Origin of the sequence: Streptomyces argenteolus (assembly GCF_042902585.1) — a bacterium.
GTDB classification, from domain to species: Bacteria; Actinomycetota; Actinomycetes; order Streptomycetales; family Streptomycetaceae; genus Streptomyces; species Streptomyces argenteolus.
This window is the reverse complement of the sequence record NZ_JBIBEG010000001.1, coordinates 525,548-540,919: the sequence shown is the minus strand read 5'-3', so window position 1 is coordinate 540,919 and position 15,372 is coordinate 525,548. Positions and strand designations below refer to the sequence as shown.

15 protein-coding genes are annotated in these 15,372 nt (G+C 72.1%); 6 read left to right on the top strand and 9 right to left on the bottom strand.

The window, feature by feature from the left end:
- Nucleotides 1-263: 263 nt before the first annotated feature.
- Nucleotides 264-1,232, bottom strand: coding sequence for a diacylglycerol/lipid kinase family protein (locus ACFY8O_RS02370; protein WP_387898037.1), 969 nt, complete (start codon nucleotides 1,230-1,232; stop codon nucleotides 264-266).
- Nucleotides 1,233-1,402: 170 nt separating this feature from the next.
- Here ACFY8O_RS02370 and ACFY8O_RS02365 point away from each other — a divergent pair, with 170 nt between their 5' ends.
- Nucleotides 1,403-1,852, top strand: coding sequence for a hypothetical protein (locus tag ACFY8O_RS02365; protein WP_387898035.1), 450 nt, complete (start codon nucleotides 1,403-1,405; stop codon nucleotides 1,850-1,852).
- A 25-nt stretch (nucleotides 1,853-1,877) separates the two neighbouring features.
- On the opposite strand, the gene ACFY8O_RS02360 is transcribed toward ACFY8O_RS02365, so the two are convergent.
- The 3 genes from ACFY8O_RS02360 to ACFY8O_RS02350 form a co-directional block, all read right to left on the bottom strand.
- Entirely contained in the window at nucleotides 1,878-2,813 is a 936-nt protein-coding gene (locus ACFY8O_RS02360; RefSeq protein WP_145804764.1) for an RNA polymerase sigma factor SigF, read from the bottom strand.
- A 23-nt stretch (nucleotides 2,814-2,836) separates the two neighbouring features.
- Nucleotides 2,837-3,250 carry an anti-sigma regulatory factor gene (locus ACFY8O_RS02355; RefSeq protein ID WP_145803301.1) on the bottom strand — a complete coding sequence of 138 codons (414 nt, stop codon included), beginning with the start codon at nucleotides 3,248-3,250 and terminating at the stop codon, nucleotides 2,837-2,839.
- A 230-nt stretch (nucleotides 3,251-3,480) separates the two neighbouring features.
- On the bottom strand, nucleotides 3,481-3,741 hold the full coding sequence (locus ACFY8O_RS02350) for a UBP-type zinc finger domain-containing protein (protein WP_145803299.1): 261 nt from the start codon (nucleotides 3,739-3,741) through the stop codon (nucleotides 3,481-3,483).
- 35 nt (nucleotides 3,742-3,776) lie between these two features.
- Here ACFY8O_RS02350 and ACFY8O_RS02345 point away from each other — a divergent pair, with 35 nt between their 5' ends.
- A complete protein-coding gene (locus ACFY8O_RS02345) occupies nucleotides 3,777-5,378 on the top strand; it encodes a Na+/H+ antiporter (protein WP_387898031.1) in 1,602 nt (533 codons plus the stop codon).
- On the opposite strand, the gene ACFY8O_RS02340 is transcribed toward ACFY8O_RS02345, so the two are convergent.
- The 4 genes from ACFY8O_RS02340 to ACFY8O_RS02325 all read right to left on the bottom strand — a co-directional run bounded on the left by ACFY8O_RS02340 (nucleotide 5,354) and on the right by ACFY8O_RS02325 (nucleotide 8,875).
- Nucleotides 5,354-6,289 carry a 1-aminocyclopropane-1-carboxylate deaminase/D-cysteine desulfhydrase gene (locus ACFY8O_RS02340; protein WP_387898029.1) on the bottom strand — a complete coding sequence of 312 codons (936 nt, stop codon included), beginning with the start codon at nucleotides 6,287-6,289 and terminating at the stop codon, nucleotides 5,354-5,356. The two genes, ACFY8O_RS02345 and ACFY8O_RS02340, sit on opposite strands and share 25 nt — an antisense overlap.
- Before the next feature lie 76 nt (nucleotides 6,290-6,365).
- Complete coding sequence (locus ACFY8O_RS02335) at nucleotides 6,366-6,956, bottom strand: N-acetylmuramoyl-L-alanine amidase (RefSeq protein ID WP_167526135.1); 591 nt, start codon at nucleotides 6,954-6,956, stop codon at nucleotides 6,366-6,368.
- A gap of 141 nt (nucleotides 6,957-7,097) precedes the next feature.
- Nucleotides 7,098-8,294 (bottom strand): globin domain-containing protein, encoded by a 1,197-nt coding sequence (locus ACFY8O_RS02330; RefSeq protein WP_145803292.1) that lies wholly within the window; start codon nucleotides 8,292-8,294, stop codon nucleotides 7,098-7,100.
- A 128-nt stretch (nucleotides 8,295-8,422) separates the two neighbouring features.
- A complete protein-coding gene (locus ACFY8O_RS02325; RefSeq protein ID WP_387898026.1) occupies nucleotides 8,423-8,875 on the bottom strand; it encodes an RrF2 family transcriptional regulator in 453 nt (150 codons plus the stop codon).
- A gap of 99 nt (nucleotides 8,876-8,974) precedes the next feature.
- Here ACFY8O_RS02325 and ACFY8O_RS02320 point away from each other — a divergent pair, with 99 nt between their 5' ends.
- Nucleotides 8,975-10,402, top strand: a complete 1,428-nt coding sequence (locus ACFY8O_RS02320; RefSeq protein WP_208765957.1) for an FAD-linked oxidase C-terminal domain-containing protein — start codon at nucleotides 8,975-8,977, stop codon at nucleotides 10,400-10,402.
- 16 nt (nucleotides 10,403-10,418) lie between these two features.
- On the opposite strand, the gene ACFY8O_RS02315 is transcribed toward ACFY8O_RS02320, so the two are convergent.
- A complete protein-coding gene (locus ACFY8O_RS02315; protein WP_387898023.1) occupies nucleotides 10,419-11,429 on the bottom strand; it encodes a questin oxidase family protein in 1,011 nt (336 codons plus the stop codon).
- A 336-nt stretch (nucleotides 11,430-11,765) separates the two neighbouring features.
- Here ACFY8O_RS02315 and ACFY8O_RS02310 point away from each other — a divergent pair, with 336 nt between their 5' ends.
- The 3 genes from ACFY8O_RS02310 to ACFY8O_RS02300 all read left to right on the top strand — a co-directional run bounded on the left by ACFY8O_RS02310 (nucleotide 11,766) and on the right by ACFY8O_RS02300 (nucleotide 15,255).
- Nucleotides 11,766-13,172: a family 2B encapsulin nanocompartment shell protein gene (locus ACFY8O_RS02310; protein ID WP_145803284.1), complete on the top strand. Its 1,407-nt coding sequence runs from the start codon at nucleotides 11,766-11,768 to the stop codon at nucleotides 13,170-13,172.
- Between the two features lie 94 nt (nucleotides 13,173-13,266).
- Nucleotides 13,267-14,310 carry a family 2 encapsulin nanocompartment cargo protein polyprenyl transferase gene (locus ACFY8O_RS02305; RefSeq protein ID WP_145803282.1) on the top strand — a complete coding sequence of 348 codons (1,044 nt, stop codon included), beginning with the start codon at nucleotides 13,267-13,269 and terminating at the stop codon, nucleotides 14,308-14,310.
- Between the two features lie 276 nt (nucleotides 14,311-14,586).
- Nucleotides 14,587-15,255, top strand: coding sequence for a DUF6304 family protein (locus ACFY8O_RS02300; RefSeq protein ID WP_145803280.1), 669 nt, complete (start codon nucleotides 14,587-14,589; stop codon nucleotides 15,253-15,255).
- Nucleotides 15,256-15,372: the final 117 nt, after the last annotated feature.

Genomic DNA, 15,372 nt, shown 5'->3' with positions numbered 1-15,372 from the left:
CACGAATCCCCCCGCAGACGAAGGTCCGACGCCCAGAAGAGCTGGATGTGGTCCTGTTGTGGTGAGGAGGGGTTCTGGCTCTCAGAGGCCGATGTTGCGGGCCGTCCCGATCGCCATGTAGAGATTCGCAAACCTCGGCGGCGGATACAACCCCTTCTGGAAAGTTTTTTTTGATTCCTCGGTGTCGACTAGGTCACAGCCGTACTTCTAAGGGGTGGGGGCCAGCCCAAACGTTCGAGTCAAAGGACTTTGGCCCCTTCCACTCACACAATCACACGCAGTGCACGGCGTACGCCTGTGAACGTCACGCTCCTACGCAGTCCCAGGTGGTCGCCGTCCATCTGGAAGGGCAGCGGCGCCTTGGAATGCAAGGTGAAGTCCGTGAGGTCGTGGAGGGACACGGCGTGCTTGCCGTGCGGGCCCCTTTCCGGGCTCGAAGTGAGCAGCTGAGTGGCGTACCGGGCCACCGCGGCGGTGGTGAGGCGCTTCAGTCCGAGGACGTCCAGGCCGGTGTCGAAGGACGCCTTGGGAGCGGCGTACATCGGGCGATTTCCCAGGTAGGTCCAGGGCGCGGTGTTGCAGATGATGGAGAGCGCGAGGTCCGTGACCGGCTCCTGGCCGGGGACGTCCAAGGTGATCAGGCCGTTGCGGCGGTGCGGCTCCTCCAGGAACTGCCGTATGACCTGACGCACGTACAGCGGGTGGGTCGAACGCTTGCCGCGCTCGCGCTTCTGTTCCACCCGGCCGAGGACGCCGGCGTCGAATCCGAGCCCGGCACAGAAGGTGAACCAGCGTTCCGGTACGGCTTCGTCCGCCGTGCCCGGGGTCCCGGTCGCGAGGCCGAGACCCACCGTGCGCTCGCTGCGGTCGGCCAGCGCGTCCAGGATGGCGCCCGTCGCCTCCACGGCGTCGTTGGGGATGCCCAGGGCCCGGGCGAAGACGTTGGTGGAGCCGCCGGGGACCACGGCGAGGCTCGGCAGGCCCTCGGGGTCGGGGCCCCGGTGCAGCAGCCCGTTGACCACCTCGTTGACCGTGCCGTCACCGCCGAGGGCGACCACCAGATCGATGTCGTCGGAGTCGGCGGCCCGCCGTCCCAGGTCACGGGCGTGGCCGCGGTACTCCGTGGTCACGGCCTCGATCTTCATCTCGCTCGCCAGGGCGTGAATCAGCACGTCACGGGTCCGCGCACTGGTAGTGGTGGCAGCTGGGTTGACCACGAGAAGTGCGCGCATGCCCGCCAGGGTACCTACCGCGCCGTGCCGCCCTGAAGTTCCGCCCGGCCCGTTCGCGCGCGTGCACGGAGAGTGAGCGGGCCGGCCGCTCGCGCGCCGGGCCGCCGGATCCGGTGGCCCCCTGGGCCCCGGCTTCGCGTCCGGCGGGCCGGGATGCGAATCTGAAAGGCGTGAGCACTCAGCAGAACACGCCCTCCCCGTCGCCGGCGGCCGGCTCCGGGAAGCCGGGCCGGATCGCCGCCCTGGCCGCACTCACCGCCCTCGAAGGCGCGGCGCTCGCCGTCGGCGGGATCTACATGCTGGCCGTCGGGCTGTTCGGCCGGCCCGACAGCATCCAGCAGGCGGAGATGGGCGGGCTCACGCTGGTGGCACTCGGCCTGATCCCGCTGTTCGCCGCCCGTGGGCTGCTGCTGCGGCGCAGCTGGAGCCGGGGCCCCGCGCTCATCACGCAGCTCATGGCGATGCCCGTGGCCTGGACGCTCCTGCGGGCCCAGGGCGCCATGATCCCCGCGGGCATCGTGCTCGCCGCGGTCGCGGTGACGGCGCTCGTGCTGCTGTTCAACCCGGCGACCACCCGGGAACTGGGCATCCGCGGGCCGCGTACGACCCCGGATGCCTGACCCGGCCCGGTAGGGGGCCCGCCCGCTACTCCTCGACGAGCAGCCGCTCGCGCAGCTGCGCGAGCGTGCGGGCCAGCAGCCGGGAGACGTGCATCTGGGAGATGCCGACCTCCTGTGCGATCTGCGACTGGGTCATGTTGCCGAAGAAACGCAGCAGCAGGATGCGCTTCTCACGCGGCGGGAGGTCCTCCAGCAGCGGCTTGAGCGACTCCCGGTACTCCACGCCCTCCAGGGCCTCGTCCTCCGAGCCCAGGGTGTCCGCGACCGCCGGCGACTCGTCGTCCGTGTCCGGCACGTCCAGGGAGAGCGTGCTGTAGGCATTGGCCGATTCCAGCCCCTCCAGGACCTCCTCCTCGGAGATGCCCAGACGCTCGGCCAGTTCGTGCACCGTGGGCGAGCGGCCGTGCTGCTGGGAGAGCTCCGCGGTGGCGGTGGTCAGCGACAGCCGCAGCTCCTGGAGGCGGCGCGGGACCCGCACCGCCCAGCCCTTGTCCCGGAAGTGGCGCTTGATCTCGCCGACGACCGTGGGGGTCGCGTACGTCGAGAACTCGACGCCCCGGTCCGGATCGAACCGGTCCACTGATTTGATCAGGCCGATCGTGGCGACCTGGGTCAGGTCGTCCAGCGGCTCGCCGCGATTGCGGAACCGGCGCGCCAGGTGCTCCACCAGCGGCAGGTGCATCCGCACCAGCCGATTGCGCAGCTCGGCCTTCTCCGGAGAGCCGTCGGGAAGCTCCCGCAGCTCCACGAAGAGTGCCCGCGCCCCGCTGCGGTCGTGTGGATCGTGCTGCCTGTGCTCGCTCATCTGGCCCGCCCGCTCCGCCTGCGACTGCTCCACCGCGACCGGACCGCTCCGCACGCCGTCCGTGCCGTCCGCCCCGTCCTCCGGGTGCGGCCGGGCCTGCTGTTCCGGCAGGGCGGCCGGGCGCACCGCTCCGGACCGGATCGTCTCGTCCCGCACAGGACCGTCCCCGTTCCCGTCGCTCACGCCGGCCCGGGTCCCGCGCCGCGCTGTTTGTAGAGGCTGATGCTGACCGTACGGTCGTCCGCGACCGTGGAGTCGACCTTGCCGGCCAGCGCGGAGAGCACCGTCCAGGCGAAGGTGTCGCGCTCGGGAGCGCGGCCGTCCGTGGTGGGCGCCGAGACCGTCACGTCGAGGGAGTCCCCGACGAGGCGGAAGACGCAGCTGAGGACGGAGCCGGGCACGGCCTGCTGGAGCAGGATCGCGCAGGCCTCGTCGACCGCGATACGGAGATCCTCGATCTCGTCGAGAGTGAAGTCCAAGCGCGCTGCGAGGCCGGCCGTGGCCGTACGCAGCACCGACAGGTAGGCACCCGCAGCGGGCAGCCGGACCTCAACGAAGTCCTGGTTCCCGGGCTCGCCTGCGATCTGGGACACCCTCACCTCCAAGGTGGCACAAACTCGTTCGAGGCTCCGGGACGACTGCCCGGGGCCGTGCGGTCCGTCGTCGGTCCGGTGGTCCGGCGACGCTATCGCGACCCATGATGCCGTGTCGCCGGGGCTCCAACCCCGCCGTCACTCATGGTAGGCACATGGCCACGCACAGTGGCTAGAGGTCTGCGGCGGTCAATTACGAAGAACCGGCGCCGGTTTGACGTACCCAGGCGTCAGACGATCGAACCGTCGGCGAAGCACCAGCGCCAGCTCTCCGCGCATTCGAAGCTGCGCATCACCGGATGCCCCGTCTCCTTGTAGTGCGCCGTCGCGTGCTTCAGGGGCGAGGAATCGCAGCATCCGACGTGCCCGCAGGACAGGCAGAGCCGCAGTTGCACGGGATGCGTACCGGCCGCCAGACACTCCAGGCAGGTGTCACTGAGCGGGGCGGGCTCGGGGCGCGGCAGTTCGTCAACGTGGAGGCACTCACTCATGATGGCCACGTTACGTCGGATGCGGGGAAGGTGAGATGGACGCATTGCCGCTGGTGGCACTCGTGGCGGTCAGCGCCGCGGTCGCGGGGGCCGCCCGCCGGACGCCGGTGCCCGCACCCCTGCTGCTGGTGGCCGCCGGCCTGCTGGCGGCCTACCTGCCGGGGGTGCCGAGCTACACGCTGGACGCGCACGTCGTCCTCCCCCTGCTGCTGCCTCCGCTGCTCTACACCGCCTCGGTCGACAGCTCGTACCTCGACCTGCGGGCCAATCTGCGGCCGGTCGCGCTGCTGTCCGTGGGGTACGTGCTCTTCGCCACGTTCGCCGTGGGATGGCTGGCCTACCTGCTCGTGCCGGACCTGCCGCTCACCGCGGCCCTGGTGCTCGGGGCCGTGGTGGCCCCGCCGGACGCCGTCACCGCCGCCGCGATCGCCCGCAGGGTCGGGCTGCCCGCCCGGGTCACCACGATCCTCCAGGGCGAGTCCCTGGTGAACGACGCCACCGCGATCACCGCCTTCAAGGTGGCCCTCGCCGCCGCGGTCGGTGAGGGCATGAGCTGGGGCGCCGGGGTCGGAGAGTTCCTGCTGGCCTCGGTCGGCGGCGTCGGTGTCGGCCTGCTGATGATGGTGCCGCTGCACTGGCTGCGCACGCACCTCAAGGAGGCGCTGCTGCAGAACACGCTGTCCCTGCTCATCCCCTTCGTGGCGTACGCCGCCGCCGAGCGCGTGCACGCCTCCGGGGTGCTCGCCGTCGTCGTCGTGGCGCTCTACCTGGGGCACCGCTCCTGGCAGGTCGACTTCGCGACCAGGCTCCAGGAGGCGGCGGTCTGGAAGATGGTCGCCTTCGTCCTGGAGTCCGCGGTCTTCGCGCTCATCGGACTGCAGTTGCCCTTCGTGCTCAGAGGGCTGGGCTCCTACGGGGTGGCCGAGGCCCTGGGCTACGCCGTGCTCGTGTTCGTCGCAGTGGTCGTGGTGCGCTTCGTCTGGGTCTATCCGGCGAGCTACCTGCCGCTGTGGCTCTCCGAGCGGGTCAGACGGCGGGAGGGCCCGCTGCCCTGGAGCTCGCCCCTGATCGTGAGCTGGGCCGGCATGAGAGGCGTCGTCTCGCTCGCCATCGCCTTCTCCATCCCCTTGTCCACGCACGACGGCGAGGACTTCCCCGCCCGCAACCTCGTGCTGTTCCTGACCTTCACCACCGTCATCGGAACCCTGGTCGTCCAGGGGCTCACGCTGCCCCTGCTGGTGCGCGTGCTCAAGCTCCCGGGACGCGACGCGCGGGCCGAGACACTGGCCGAGGCCCAGGCGCAGAGCGAGGCGTCCGAGGCCGCGGACGCGCGGCTCGCGGAGCTGCTGGAGAACCCGAGCAACGCACTGCCGGATCCGCTCGTCCAGCGGCTGCGCACCGTCATGGAGCGGCGGCGCAACGCGGTCTGGGAGCGGCTGGGCGCGGCGAATCCGGTCTCCGGCGAGTCCGCCGACGACACCTACCGGCGGCTGGCCAGGGAGATGATCGCCGCCGAGCGCGAGGTCTTCGTACGCCTGAGGGACGCCCGGCGCATCGACGACGAGATGCTGCGCGCCCTTCTCAGGAGGCTGGATCTGGAGGAGGCCGCCGCCTACCGGGAGTCGGACGGCGCGTGACCCCGTGGCCGGCCGTCCCAGGGGGCGCCGGTGACGACCGCGGTGACCGTGGACCCGGGGGCGAACGCGCCCTCCCCGGCGAGCACGGTCAGCCCGTACAGGAGTTTGGCCACGTAGAGCCGCTCGACGGGAAGGCCGTGCCGGTCCTCGAAGTCGTCCGCGAAGGAGTGGAGCTCGGGGGGCGTGCGGGCGTAGCCGCCGAAGTGGAAGCGTTCGTCCAGGGACCACCGCCCGGCGGGCCCGCCGAACGCCTCCTGCTGCAGGGCGCGCACGGTGTCCCCCAGGAAGCCGCCGCGCAGCACCGGAATGCCCAGGGCGCGCTGCTCCGGACCGAGACCCGCCGCCAGACCCGCGAGAGTGCCCCCGGTGCCGCAGGCCACCGCCACCGTGCCGGCCGGGCCACGCAGTTCGCGGCCGAGGGCTGCGCAGCCCTGTGCGGCGAGCGCGTTGCTGCCGCCCTCCGGGAGGACCAGACAGGCGCTGAAGAGGCTCAGCAGGCCGTCCAGGACCTCGGGAGAGGTCTTCCGGCGGTACGTCGCCCGGTCCACGAAGTGCAGACGCATGCCGTCGGCCGCGCACTGCGCGAGGGAGGGGTTGAGCGGGCGGTGGGCCAGCTCGTCGCCGCGTACGACGCCGACCGTCGGGAAACCCAGCAGACGGCCGGCGGCGGCCGTGGCCCGCAGGTGGTTCGAGTAGGCCCCGCCGAAGGTCAGCACGGTGCGCCCGGCGGCGGCCCGGAGGTTGAGGGCGAGCTTGCGCCACTTGTTGCCCGGCAGGTCCGGATGGATCAGGTCGTCGCGCTTGAGGAGCAAGGTCACGCCGTGGCGTGCGAAGCGCTCGTCCTCGGCCGGCCGCAGGGGCGAAGGGATCACCGGCCGCAGCCGGGCGAGGTCGGGCGCTTCGTCGTGCATGCCCTCATTGTGTGCCGGGCCGCCGGCGCGGGGGCCGGCGGCCCGGGCCCGCCGGTGGCGGTACCCGGGTGGCGCGCTACTTCAGCCGGTCGTGGATCCGTCTGCGCATGCCGGTCATCGAGAAACCGCGCGGGTCGACCTTCCCCGGCTGCCACTCACGGTGCCCGATGACCGACGGCGCGTCCCAGCCGTGGAAGCGGCAGACGGCGGCCGCCGCCTTCTCGACGGCTTCGAGCTGGACGGCGGGCCAGGGGTCCTCCCCGTCCCCGAGGTTCTCGCACTCGAATCCGTAGAAGTGCCGGTTACCGTCCGTGTTCGACTCGTTGTCGGACGGCAGGCGCTTCTCGGCGACGACGGCGCGCAGGACGTCGTCGTCGCCGAGTCCGGCGTGGTTGGTGCGGCCGTAGCCGACCAGGTGGACCCGGCCGTCCTTGGCGATCACGCCGTGGCAGAGGGGGCCCGGCAGTCCCGCGTGGCCGTCCCGGCAGATCTCGACCGTGCGGGCCGTGCCCCTGGTGACGGTGTGATGGAGCATGACTCCGTGGACCGGCCCCCAGGGGCCCTTGTGATTGCGGTTGTGTGTACGCCAGTCGCCCACCTGGACGACGGTGAGTCCTTCGTCCTTCAGGGCCTTGAGGAAGTTGCTCGCGGACATGGGTGAGGACATGGCCGACTCCTTCGGTGCTCGGGGAGCGTGTCCGTACAGCGCTTTTACCGGAATCAGAGCCTCCGGCAAACCTGTTCGGTTTTGTCCCGAGTCTTGTGCGAGCCGATCCGGACAGTCCGCGAGCGCCGAGACCTGCGGCGCTCAGGCCTGGGCGAGCCACAGGTCGGGGCCGAACACCTCGTAGTGGATGTCGGCCGCCGCGACCCCCTTGGCGAGCAACTGGGAGCGGACGGAGCGCATGAAGGGCAGCGGCCCGCAGAGGTAGGCGTGCGTGCCCGGGGCGAGGGGGAGGTCGCCCAGATCGACCGTGCCGGTCAGCTCGCCGGCGCTGCCGGGCTCCGGGTTCTCGTACCAGAAGTGGGCACTGGCGTCGGGAAGCTCGGCCGTGAGTGCCGCGTGCCGGGTGCGCAGGGCGTGGTCGGCGGGTGACCGGTCGCCGTGCACGACGGTGACGGGTGAACGGTGCCCCTCGGCCGCCAGGTGCTCCAGCATCGACACGATCGGGGTGCATCCGATGCCGGCCGACGCGAGGAGCAGCGGGGCGTCCGAGCCGTCGAGCACCAGGTCGCCGTACGGGGCGGAGACGCGCAGCCGGTCACCGGCGCGCAGCCGCGCGTGCAGGTGCGCCGAGACCTCGCCTTCGGGGCCGCTCTCGCCGCGGACCCGCTTCACCGAGAAGGAGCGCAGTTCGGCCCCGGGCGCGCCGATGAGGCTGTACTGACGTATCTGGCGTGCGCCGTCGGGGAGTTCCACCTGTACGGAGACGTACTGGCCCGGCCGGAACGCGGGCGCCGGTGAGCCGTCGGCCGGGGTGAGCCGGAAGGTGGCGACGTCGGCGGTCTCCTCGCTGCGTGAGACCACCGTCCACTCGCGCCACACGTCGCCCGCCGTCACCCCCCGCTGTGCGTAGAGCCGTGCCTCGATCGAGATGAGGGCGTTGGCCATCAGCCAGTAGACCTCGTCCCAGGCCGCGGCGACCTCCGGGGTGACCGCGTCGCCGAGCACCTCGGCGATGGCGGCGAAGAGGTGGGTGTGCACGATCTCGTACTGGGGGGCCGTGATGCCCAGTGAGGCGTGCTTGTTCGCTATCCGGCCCAGCATCACGTCGGGGCGGGTGCCGGGGTGTTCGACGAGCTGCGTGGCGAAGGCGGCGATGGACCCGGCGAGCGCCTGGCGCTGGGCGCCGGAGGCCTGGTTGCCCCGGTTGAACAGGTCCCGGAGCAGCTCCGGGTGGGCCTCGAAGAGCTTGCGGTAGAAGAGGTCCGCGATGTCACCGATGGCCGCGCCGACGGCGGGGAGCGTGGCTCGGACAGTGGCGGTCGAGGTCTCGGAGAGCATCCGTTGACTCCTCTGTGCGGGGGCGCCGTGCAACGGCGGCCCACTAATTGGTAAGTTAGATGCATATTTTCGAGCGGCGTGACGCCACCCGTGCGCGGTGGGGTGCGCGCGGGCGGAAAGGGAGCGGATCAGCCGGGCGCGGGGCGGCTGCGGCTGATGCCGAGCAGCAGCGGGCCGGTGGGGGAGGCGGTGAGATCGCCGACCGTGAGCGGGTCGAGGGAGGCGTAGAACGCCTCCTCGGCCTGGCGCAGCGCGGAGCGGAGCCGGCAGGCCGAACGCAGCGGGCACGGGGTGCTGCCCTCGCACTCGACGACTTCGCCCGGCCCTTCCAGCTGCCTGACCAGGGCTCCGATCGAGGCCGACCGTCCGGCGGTGGTGAGGGAGAGTCCTCCGCCCCGGCCGCGGCGCGCGTCCACGAGACCCAGGTGCTGGAGCCTGGCGACGACCTTCGCCGCGTGGGTGTACGGCACCTGCATGGTGTCCGCCACCTCGCGGGTGGTCGGTGGGTGCTCGCCCTCGGCCGTGACGGTCAGGCGCATCAGCACCCGGAGTGCCACATCGGTGAATCGCGTCAGCCGCATGGCCGCAGCGTAGATAAGTTGCATTGTGGATGCAAGTTAGACCGCCGGTCCACGCCACCGGCGGGCGCGTCATGATGGGTGGGTGCGGCCCCGTGGAGGATGCGGGGTGCGCGAGCGCGAGAGAGGTGGTCAGCGGCCGTGCCGAAGCCGAACGGAGCCGACGGGATACCGGCGAGCAAGGTCGTCACCGACCCGGACAGCCTGGGCCGTTACGCGCACGACGAAGCGGAGTGGGCACCGGCCGGACGCCCCCTCGCCGTCGTACGGCCCCAGGACACGGACGAGGTGCGGGCCGTCGTCGCCCACTGCGTGGAGCACCGCATCCCGGTGGTCCCGCGCGGCGCGGGCACGGGGCTCTCGGGCGGGGCGAACGCGGTGGACGGTGCCGTCGTCCTCTCCTTCGAGGACATGAACCGCATCCTGCGCATCGATCCGGTGGAGCGGCTCGCCGTCGTCCAGCCGGGCGTCGTCAACGACGACCTGCGCGCCGCCTGCGCCGAGCAGGGCCTCTGGTACCCCCCGGACCCGGCCAGCTCGCCCTGGTCCACCATCGGCGGGAACGCCGCCACCAACGCGGGCGGCATGTGCTGCGTGAAGTACGGGGTGACCCGGGACTACGTGATCGGGCTGGAAGCCGTCAACGGCCTCGGCGAGGTCGTGCGCGTGGGCCGGCAGACCGCCAAGGGGGTCGCCGGCTACGACCTGTGCGGGCTGCTCGTCGGCTCCGAGGGCACGCTCGGCGTGATCACCGAGATCACCGTGAAGCTCCGCGGCGCCCGGCCGGCCGAGCGCACCGTCGCCGGTTTCTTCGACTCGGTGGTCGCGGCCGGCGACGCGGTGAGCAGGGTGACCGAGGCGGGTCTGGTGCCCTCCGCGCTCGAACTCCTCGACCGGCACTGCCTGAAGGCCGTCGACGAGTGGAAGAACATGGGGCTGTCGGCCGACGCGGACGCGATCCTGCTCGGCCGCGTGGACACCCCGGGGGCCGCGGGCGACGCCGAGGCCGAGGCCATCCGCGCCTGCTTCGCCGAGGCCGGCGCGGCGTGGGCCGAGGTCTCCACCGACCAGGCGGAGGCGGACGCCCTCTTCCAGGCCCGGCGGCTCGCCTACCCGGCACTGGAGCGGCTGGGCCCCGTGCTCACCGAGGACGTGGTGGTGCCGCGGGCCCTGGTGCCCCGGATGCTGGGACGCGTCGAGGAGATCGCCCGCGCACACGACGTGCGCATCGCCAACATCGCCCACGCGGGCGACGGCAACCTCCACCCCCTCATCATCACCGAACCCGGCGACGAGGCCGCACGGGCGCGCGCCCAGCTCGCCTTCGAGGACATCCTCGACGCGGCGATCTCGTTCGGCGGCACGGTCACCGGTGAACACGGCGTCGGGCTGCTGAAGATGGGCGGCATGAACCGCGAGGTGGGCTCCGTCAATCTGGCCATGCAGCGAGCGGTCAAGGCGGCCCTGGACCCGTACGGCATCCTCAACCCGGGCAAGGTGGTCGAGTCGGGCGCCCCCCTGGCGGGGTGAACTCCCGGCGCCGGCCCTACCGCAGCGGTTCGCTGAGTTCGACGGCGCGCAGTGCCGCCGCCAGCGCCCGCTCGTCACCGATGTCGAGGGCCGTGTCGGTCAGTTTGACGACGTGCTCGTCGCCGTGGGCCACGGCCAGCTCGAAGACCTCCTCGGGGGTGACCGGGCCGGGCGGCACGTAGGCCACCGGGGCGTCCGGCGCGTACATGGCGGTCACCGCGGCCGAGGCCGTCCAGGCGGCTCGCAGGCTCGGGACCCACAGGGCCCGGGGCAGAGCGGGCAGGGTACGCAGGACGGCGTTGGGCGCCGTCGCCGCGTGGACCAGCATCGTCTCCTCGCCGTGGCCGTGGGTCGCGTACCGATGGGTGGCCGCGGTCACCAGTTCGGTGAGGCGGCGGTGCGCCTCGGCCGGGTCCGTGACCGTGCCCGCCCACACCGGCAGGCTCCTGACGCCGCCGAGCCGGGTGGGGAAGCCGCCCTCCCGTTCGGCGATCGGCGGCACCGCGTCCAGCGCCGCCGCCGCGCTGTCCGCGCCGGGCACCGGGACGAGGCCCGTGACGGGGTGGTGGCGGGCCGCCCAGTAGCCGAGGCCGTGCGCGAGCTCGGTCAGCCGCGGGGCTGTGCTCCCGCCCGCCAGGAGCGTGCGCACGGCGTGACCCACACGAATCACCGGGTGCGTCGATCCGCCGTACAGACCGGGCAGGAGGCGGGGCCACCACTCGGCGAGGACGTCTCGCCAGGGGCGCTCGGCGATCCGCCGGTCGAAGTAGCCGATCCAGTCGGCGGCGCGGCGCGGATCGCCCAGCGCCGAAGGCCAGTCGGCGTCCGTGACCGGTGCGACTTCGGCCGGGAACTCCTCCAGCCGGGGCGCGTACGCGTCGAGCCAGCGGTGCACCGAGCGCGCCTGCCCGTGCGCGGCGAGGGCCTCCACGGCCATCGGGGCGTGGTTGGTGAGCCGTCCGAGCCTTTCGGGTCCCGCGGCGTGCAGCCGCTGGAGCGCCTCGTCGAGCGTGCCTGTCGTATCCATGGCGCCGACGCTAGGGGGCCGGCGGCGGAGCCGTAACGGGCTGAGGTCCCGCAGCGGGACGGAGGTGGTCCTACGTCTCGGGGCCCGGGCCCGGGTCCGTCCCGGGAACGGGCCGGCGAGGGAGGCGGCGGGCCGCGGCGGGTGTCCGGGAGGCGGCCGTGGAGCGGTAGTTGCCGTTCGCGGTTCCTTCCGGCGAGCCGACATGCATCGGCCCGGGTCCGGGCAATGTGCCCCGCCCGCGCCCGAATAGTCACACTCTTTTGTGTAATAGCGCCCGGAGTCCTTCGGCTGGAAGTCTCTTTCTCGCAGGTCAGCCCATGATCGAGAGGATTTCGGATGTCCGTTGGTGAAGAGGTTCGCGACACGCAGCCGCAGCCGCAGCAGAGTCTCGGCACAGCGGCTGCGCGGAACCTCGCGACGACCACCAAGTCCGCCCCGCAGATGCAGGAGATCTCCTCACGGTGGCTGCTGCGCATGCTGCCGTGGGTTCAGGTGCAGGGCGGCACCTACCGGGTGAACCGCCGGCTGAGCTATTCGGTCGGGGACGGCCGGGTGACGTTCGTGCAGACGGGCGACCGGGTGACCGTCATCCCCGCCGAGCTCGGTGAACTCCCCGCCCTGCGCGACTTCGCCGACGAGGACGTGCTGGCCGAACTGGCCCGCCGGTGCGAACAGCGTGACGTCGAGGCGGGTGAGGTGCTCGCGGCGGCGGGGGACGCCGCGGACCGCGTCCATCTGCTGGCCCACGGGAAGATCGAGAAGATCGGCTCCGGGCCGTACGGCGACGAGACGGTGCTCGGAGTCCTCGCGGACGGCGCCTACTTCGGCGACCACGTACTCGTCGACGGCGACGCGACCTGGGAGTACACGGCCCGTGCGGTGACCGCCTGCACGCTGCTGACCCTGCGCCGGTCCGACGTGCTCAATCTCGCCGCCCGCGCGGACTCCCTCCGCGACCACCTCGCGGGGCTGCTCGCCATCCCGCACCAGCGCACCAACCGCTACGGCGAGGCGGAGATCGACCTCTCGGCGGGACATGTCGGCGAGACCGTCGTGCCCCACACCTTCGTCGACTACGAATCGGCGCCACGCGAGTACGAACTGAGCGTCGCGCAGACCGTGCTGAAGGTCCACAGCAGGGTGGCCGACCTCTACAACCAGCCGATGAACCAGACCGAGCAGCAGTTGCGGCTGACGGTCGAGGCGCTCCGTGAGCGCCAGGAGCACGAGCTCGTCAACAACCGCGAGTTCGGCCTGCTCAACAACTGCGACTACGGGCAGCGGATCCAGCCCCACGACGGAGCGCCGGGCCCCGACGACATGGACGAACTCCTGTCCCGGCGGCGCGGATCGAACCTGTTCCTCGCCCATCCCCGGGCCATCGCCGCCTTCGGCCGCGAGTGCAACAAGCGCGGCCTGGTGCCGGAGAGCGTCGAGGTCGGGGGGCACCACGTGCCCGCCTGGCGAGGGGTCCCGATCTTCCCGTGCAACAAGATCCCGGTCACCGACGCCCGCACCACGTCGATCATCTGCATGAGGACCGGTGAGGCCGACCAGGGCGTCATCGGACTTCAGCAGAGCGGCATCCCGGACGAGATCGAACCGAGCCTCTCGGTCCGCTTCATGGGAATCGACGAGCAGGCGATCATCTCGTACCTCGTCACGGCGTACTACTCCGCCGCCATCCTGGTCCCGGACGCCCTCGGCGTGCTGGAGAACGTGGAGGTGAGCCGCTGGCGGTGACGCTTCCCGGGGCCCGGGCGGCCTCCGCCCGGGCCCGGCAGGCCGAGGCCGCGACCAAGGTGCCCCGGGGCGCCCGGAAGGAGTGACCGTGACCATGACCAGTACGGATGCCGCGATGGAGGGGCGGAAGGCCGCCGAACTCCTGGAGCACACCCGCAACGCCGTCGACCCGCACATCCGGGCAGCCGTCGAGACCTTGCCCGGAGCCATGCGCCGCGTCGCCATGTACCACTTCGGCTGGCAGAACGCCGACGGCACGCCCGCTTCCGGGCAGGCGGGCAAAGCCATCAGGCCGGCGCTCGTCCTGGCCGCCGCCCGAGCTCTGGGCGGTGACCCGGAGACAGCCATGAGGGCGGCCGTGGCCGTCGAGCTCGCGCACAACTTCACCCTGCTCCACGACGACGTCATCGACGAGGACGCCACCCGTCGCCACAGACCCACGGCCTGGGCGGTGTTCGGGGTGCCGGACGCCGTCATCACGGGTGACGCCATGCTCGCCCTCGCACTGCGGCTGCTGGCGGACGACCCGCACCCGGCGTCCCCCCACGCCTCGGCGCGGCTCGCCGCCTGCGTCATCGAGCTCTGCGCGGGACAGCAGGCCGACTGCGCCCTGGAGGAGCGCGGTCCCGAAGACGTGACCCTGGACGAGTGCGTGGCCATGGCCATGGCCAAGACGGGAGCGCTGCTCGGCTGTGCCTGCGCCCTGGGCGCGCTCTACAGCGGCGCCGGGGAGCGGGAGGTCCGGGCCATGGACGGCTTCGGACGCGAGGCGGGGCTCGCCTTCCAGCTCATCGACGACCTGATCGGCATCTGGGGGGACACCGACCGCACGGGCAAGCCTGCCGGAGCCGATCTGACCGCGCACAAGAAATCGCTTCCGGTGGTCGCGGCGCTCACCTCGGGCACCCCGGCCGCGGACGAACTGGCGGCGCTCTACCGGGGCGCCATGAACACGCAGGAGGAGGTGAGGACGGCCGCAGACGCGATCGACCGGGCGGGCGGCCGTGACTGGGCCCAGACCTCGGCAGCGGACCGGATGGCCCGCGCGGTGCACCATCTGTCCGTCGCGGTTCCGGGCACGGAAGCCGCCGGAGACCTGCTGGCCCTGGCGGAGTTCGTCACCCGCAGAACGCACTGAGCGCAGGGCCGCCGCTTCCGCTGCCCGGCCGGACTGCAGGAAGCGGCAGAGGCGGGTCCGGTTCACGGGCGTAGGGAGGGGGAGCGCGACCGGCCCCGGCCCTGTCCACGCGGTCCTGCGGAGCGTCGACAAGGCCCGGGGCGGGCCTTCTGACAGGCCGTCGCACCACCCATGAAGGCCGATCCCAGGGCCTGTTGGGCGAGAGCCGGAGACCGTGTCCGCGGAAGGGGAGGGTGCCACCGGAGCCAACCGGGGCACGGACTACAGTCCCTGCTCATGACAGATGAGTCGTGGGCAGGCTGGTACCGGGACCGTCATGGTTCCGCGGCCGTCATTTTCACCACGGACGGGCAGCAGCTCCGTATCCGCGTCCGGGGCACGGACTTCGAGGGCGAGAGCTTCGACGGTCTGGGACCCGCAGCCGGAGCCCCGGTCCAGGAGGACCTGTTCGACCTGGTGGACGGTGTACTGGGCGACTGCGTGCTGGAGTGGGATCTCCCGCTGCCGGTGCTCGTCTCCGGCACGGTCCGCCAGGCCACCCTCAGCTGCCTGCTGTCGCTGCGCCGCGCCGACCCGGACCTGTATCTCGCCCTCCATCTGGACGGGGCGGTCTACGAGTCCAACCGCGCCGAGGGCGACTTCGCCGCCGCGCTGGCCACGGTGCAGCGGATCCTGCCGCCGGGCATGCATCTGCAGACCTGTATCGCCTGCGCCTTCTCCGACTACTTCCCCGCGCCCGCTCGCGGCCTGTCCGGTGGGCTCGCCTGCTTCCGCGGCGCGAAGGACGCCTACCGTGACGTGGAGGGCGGCCAGGACGTCGCGGGCCTGTGGGACCGGCGCACCGGTTTCGTCCAGGAGATATGGAGCTGCCGGGAGTTCGAACCGCGCCCTGCACACGGCGCAGGCACCGGTCACCGGGGCGCCTTCCCGCTCGAACTCGCCTGACCTGCCTGACCTGCCCGACCTGCCCGACCGGCCTGATGCTGAGGGCGGGAGAGCGGGAGAGCGGGAGGGCCCCCTGCTCTCGTCAGGCACTTCCCTGCGGCGGCCCGGCACCGTGGG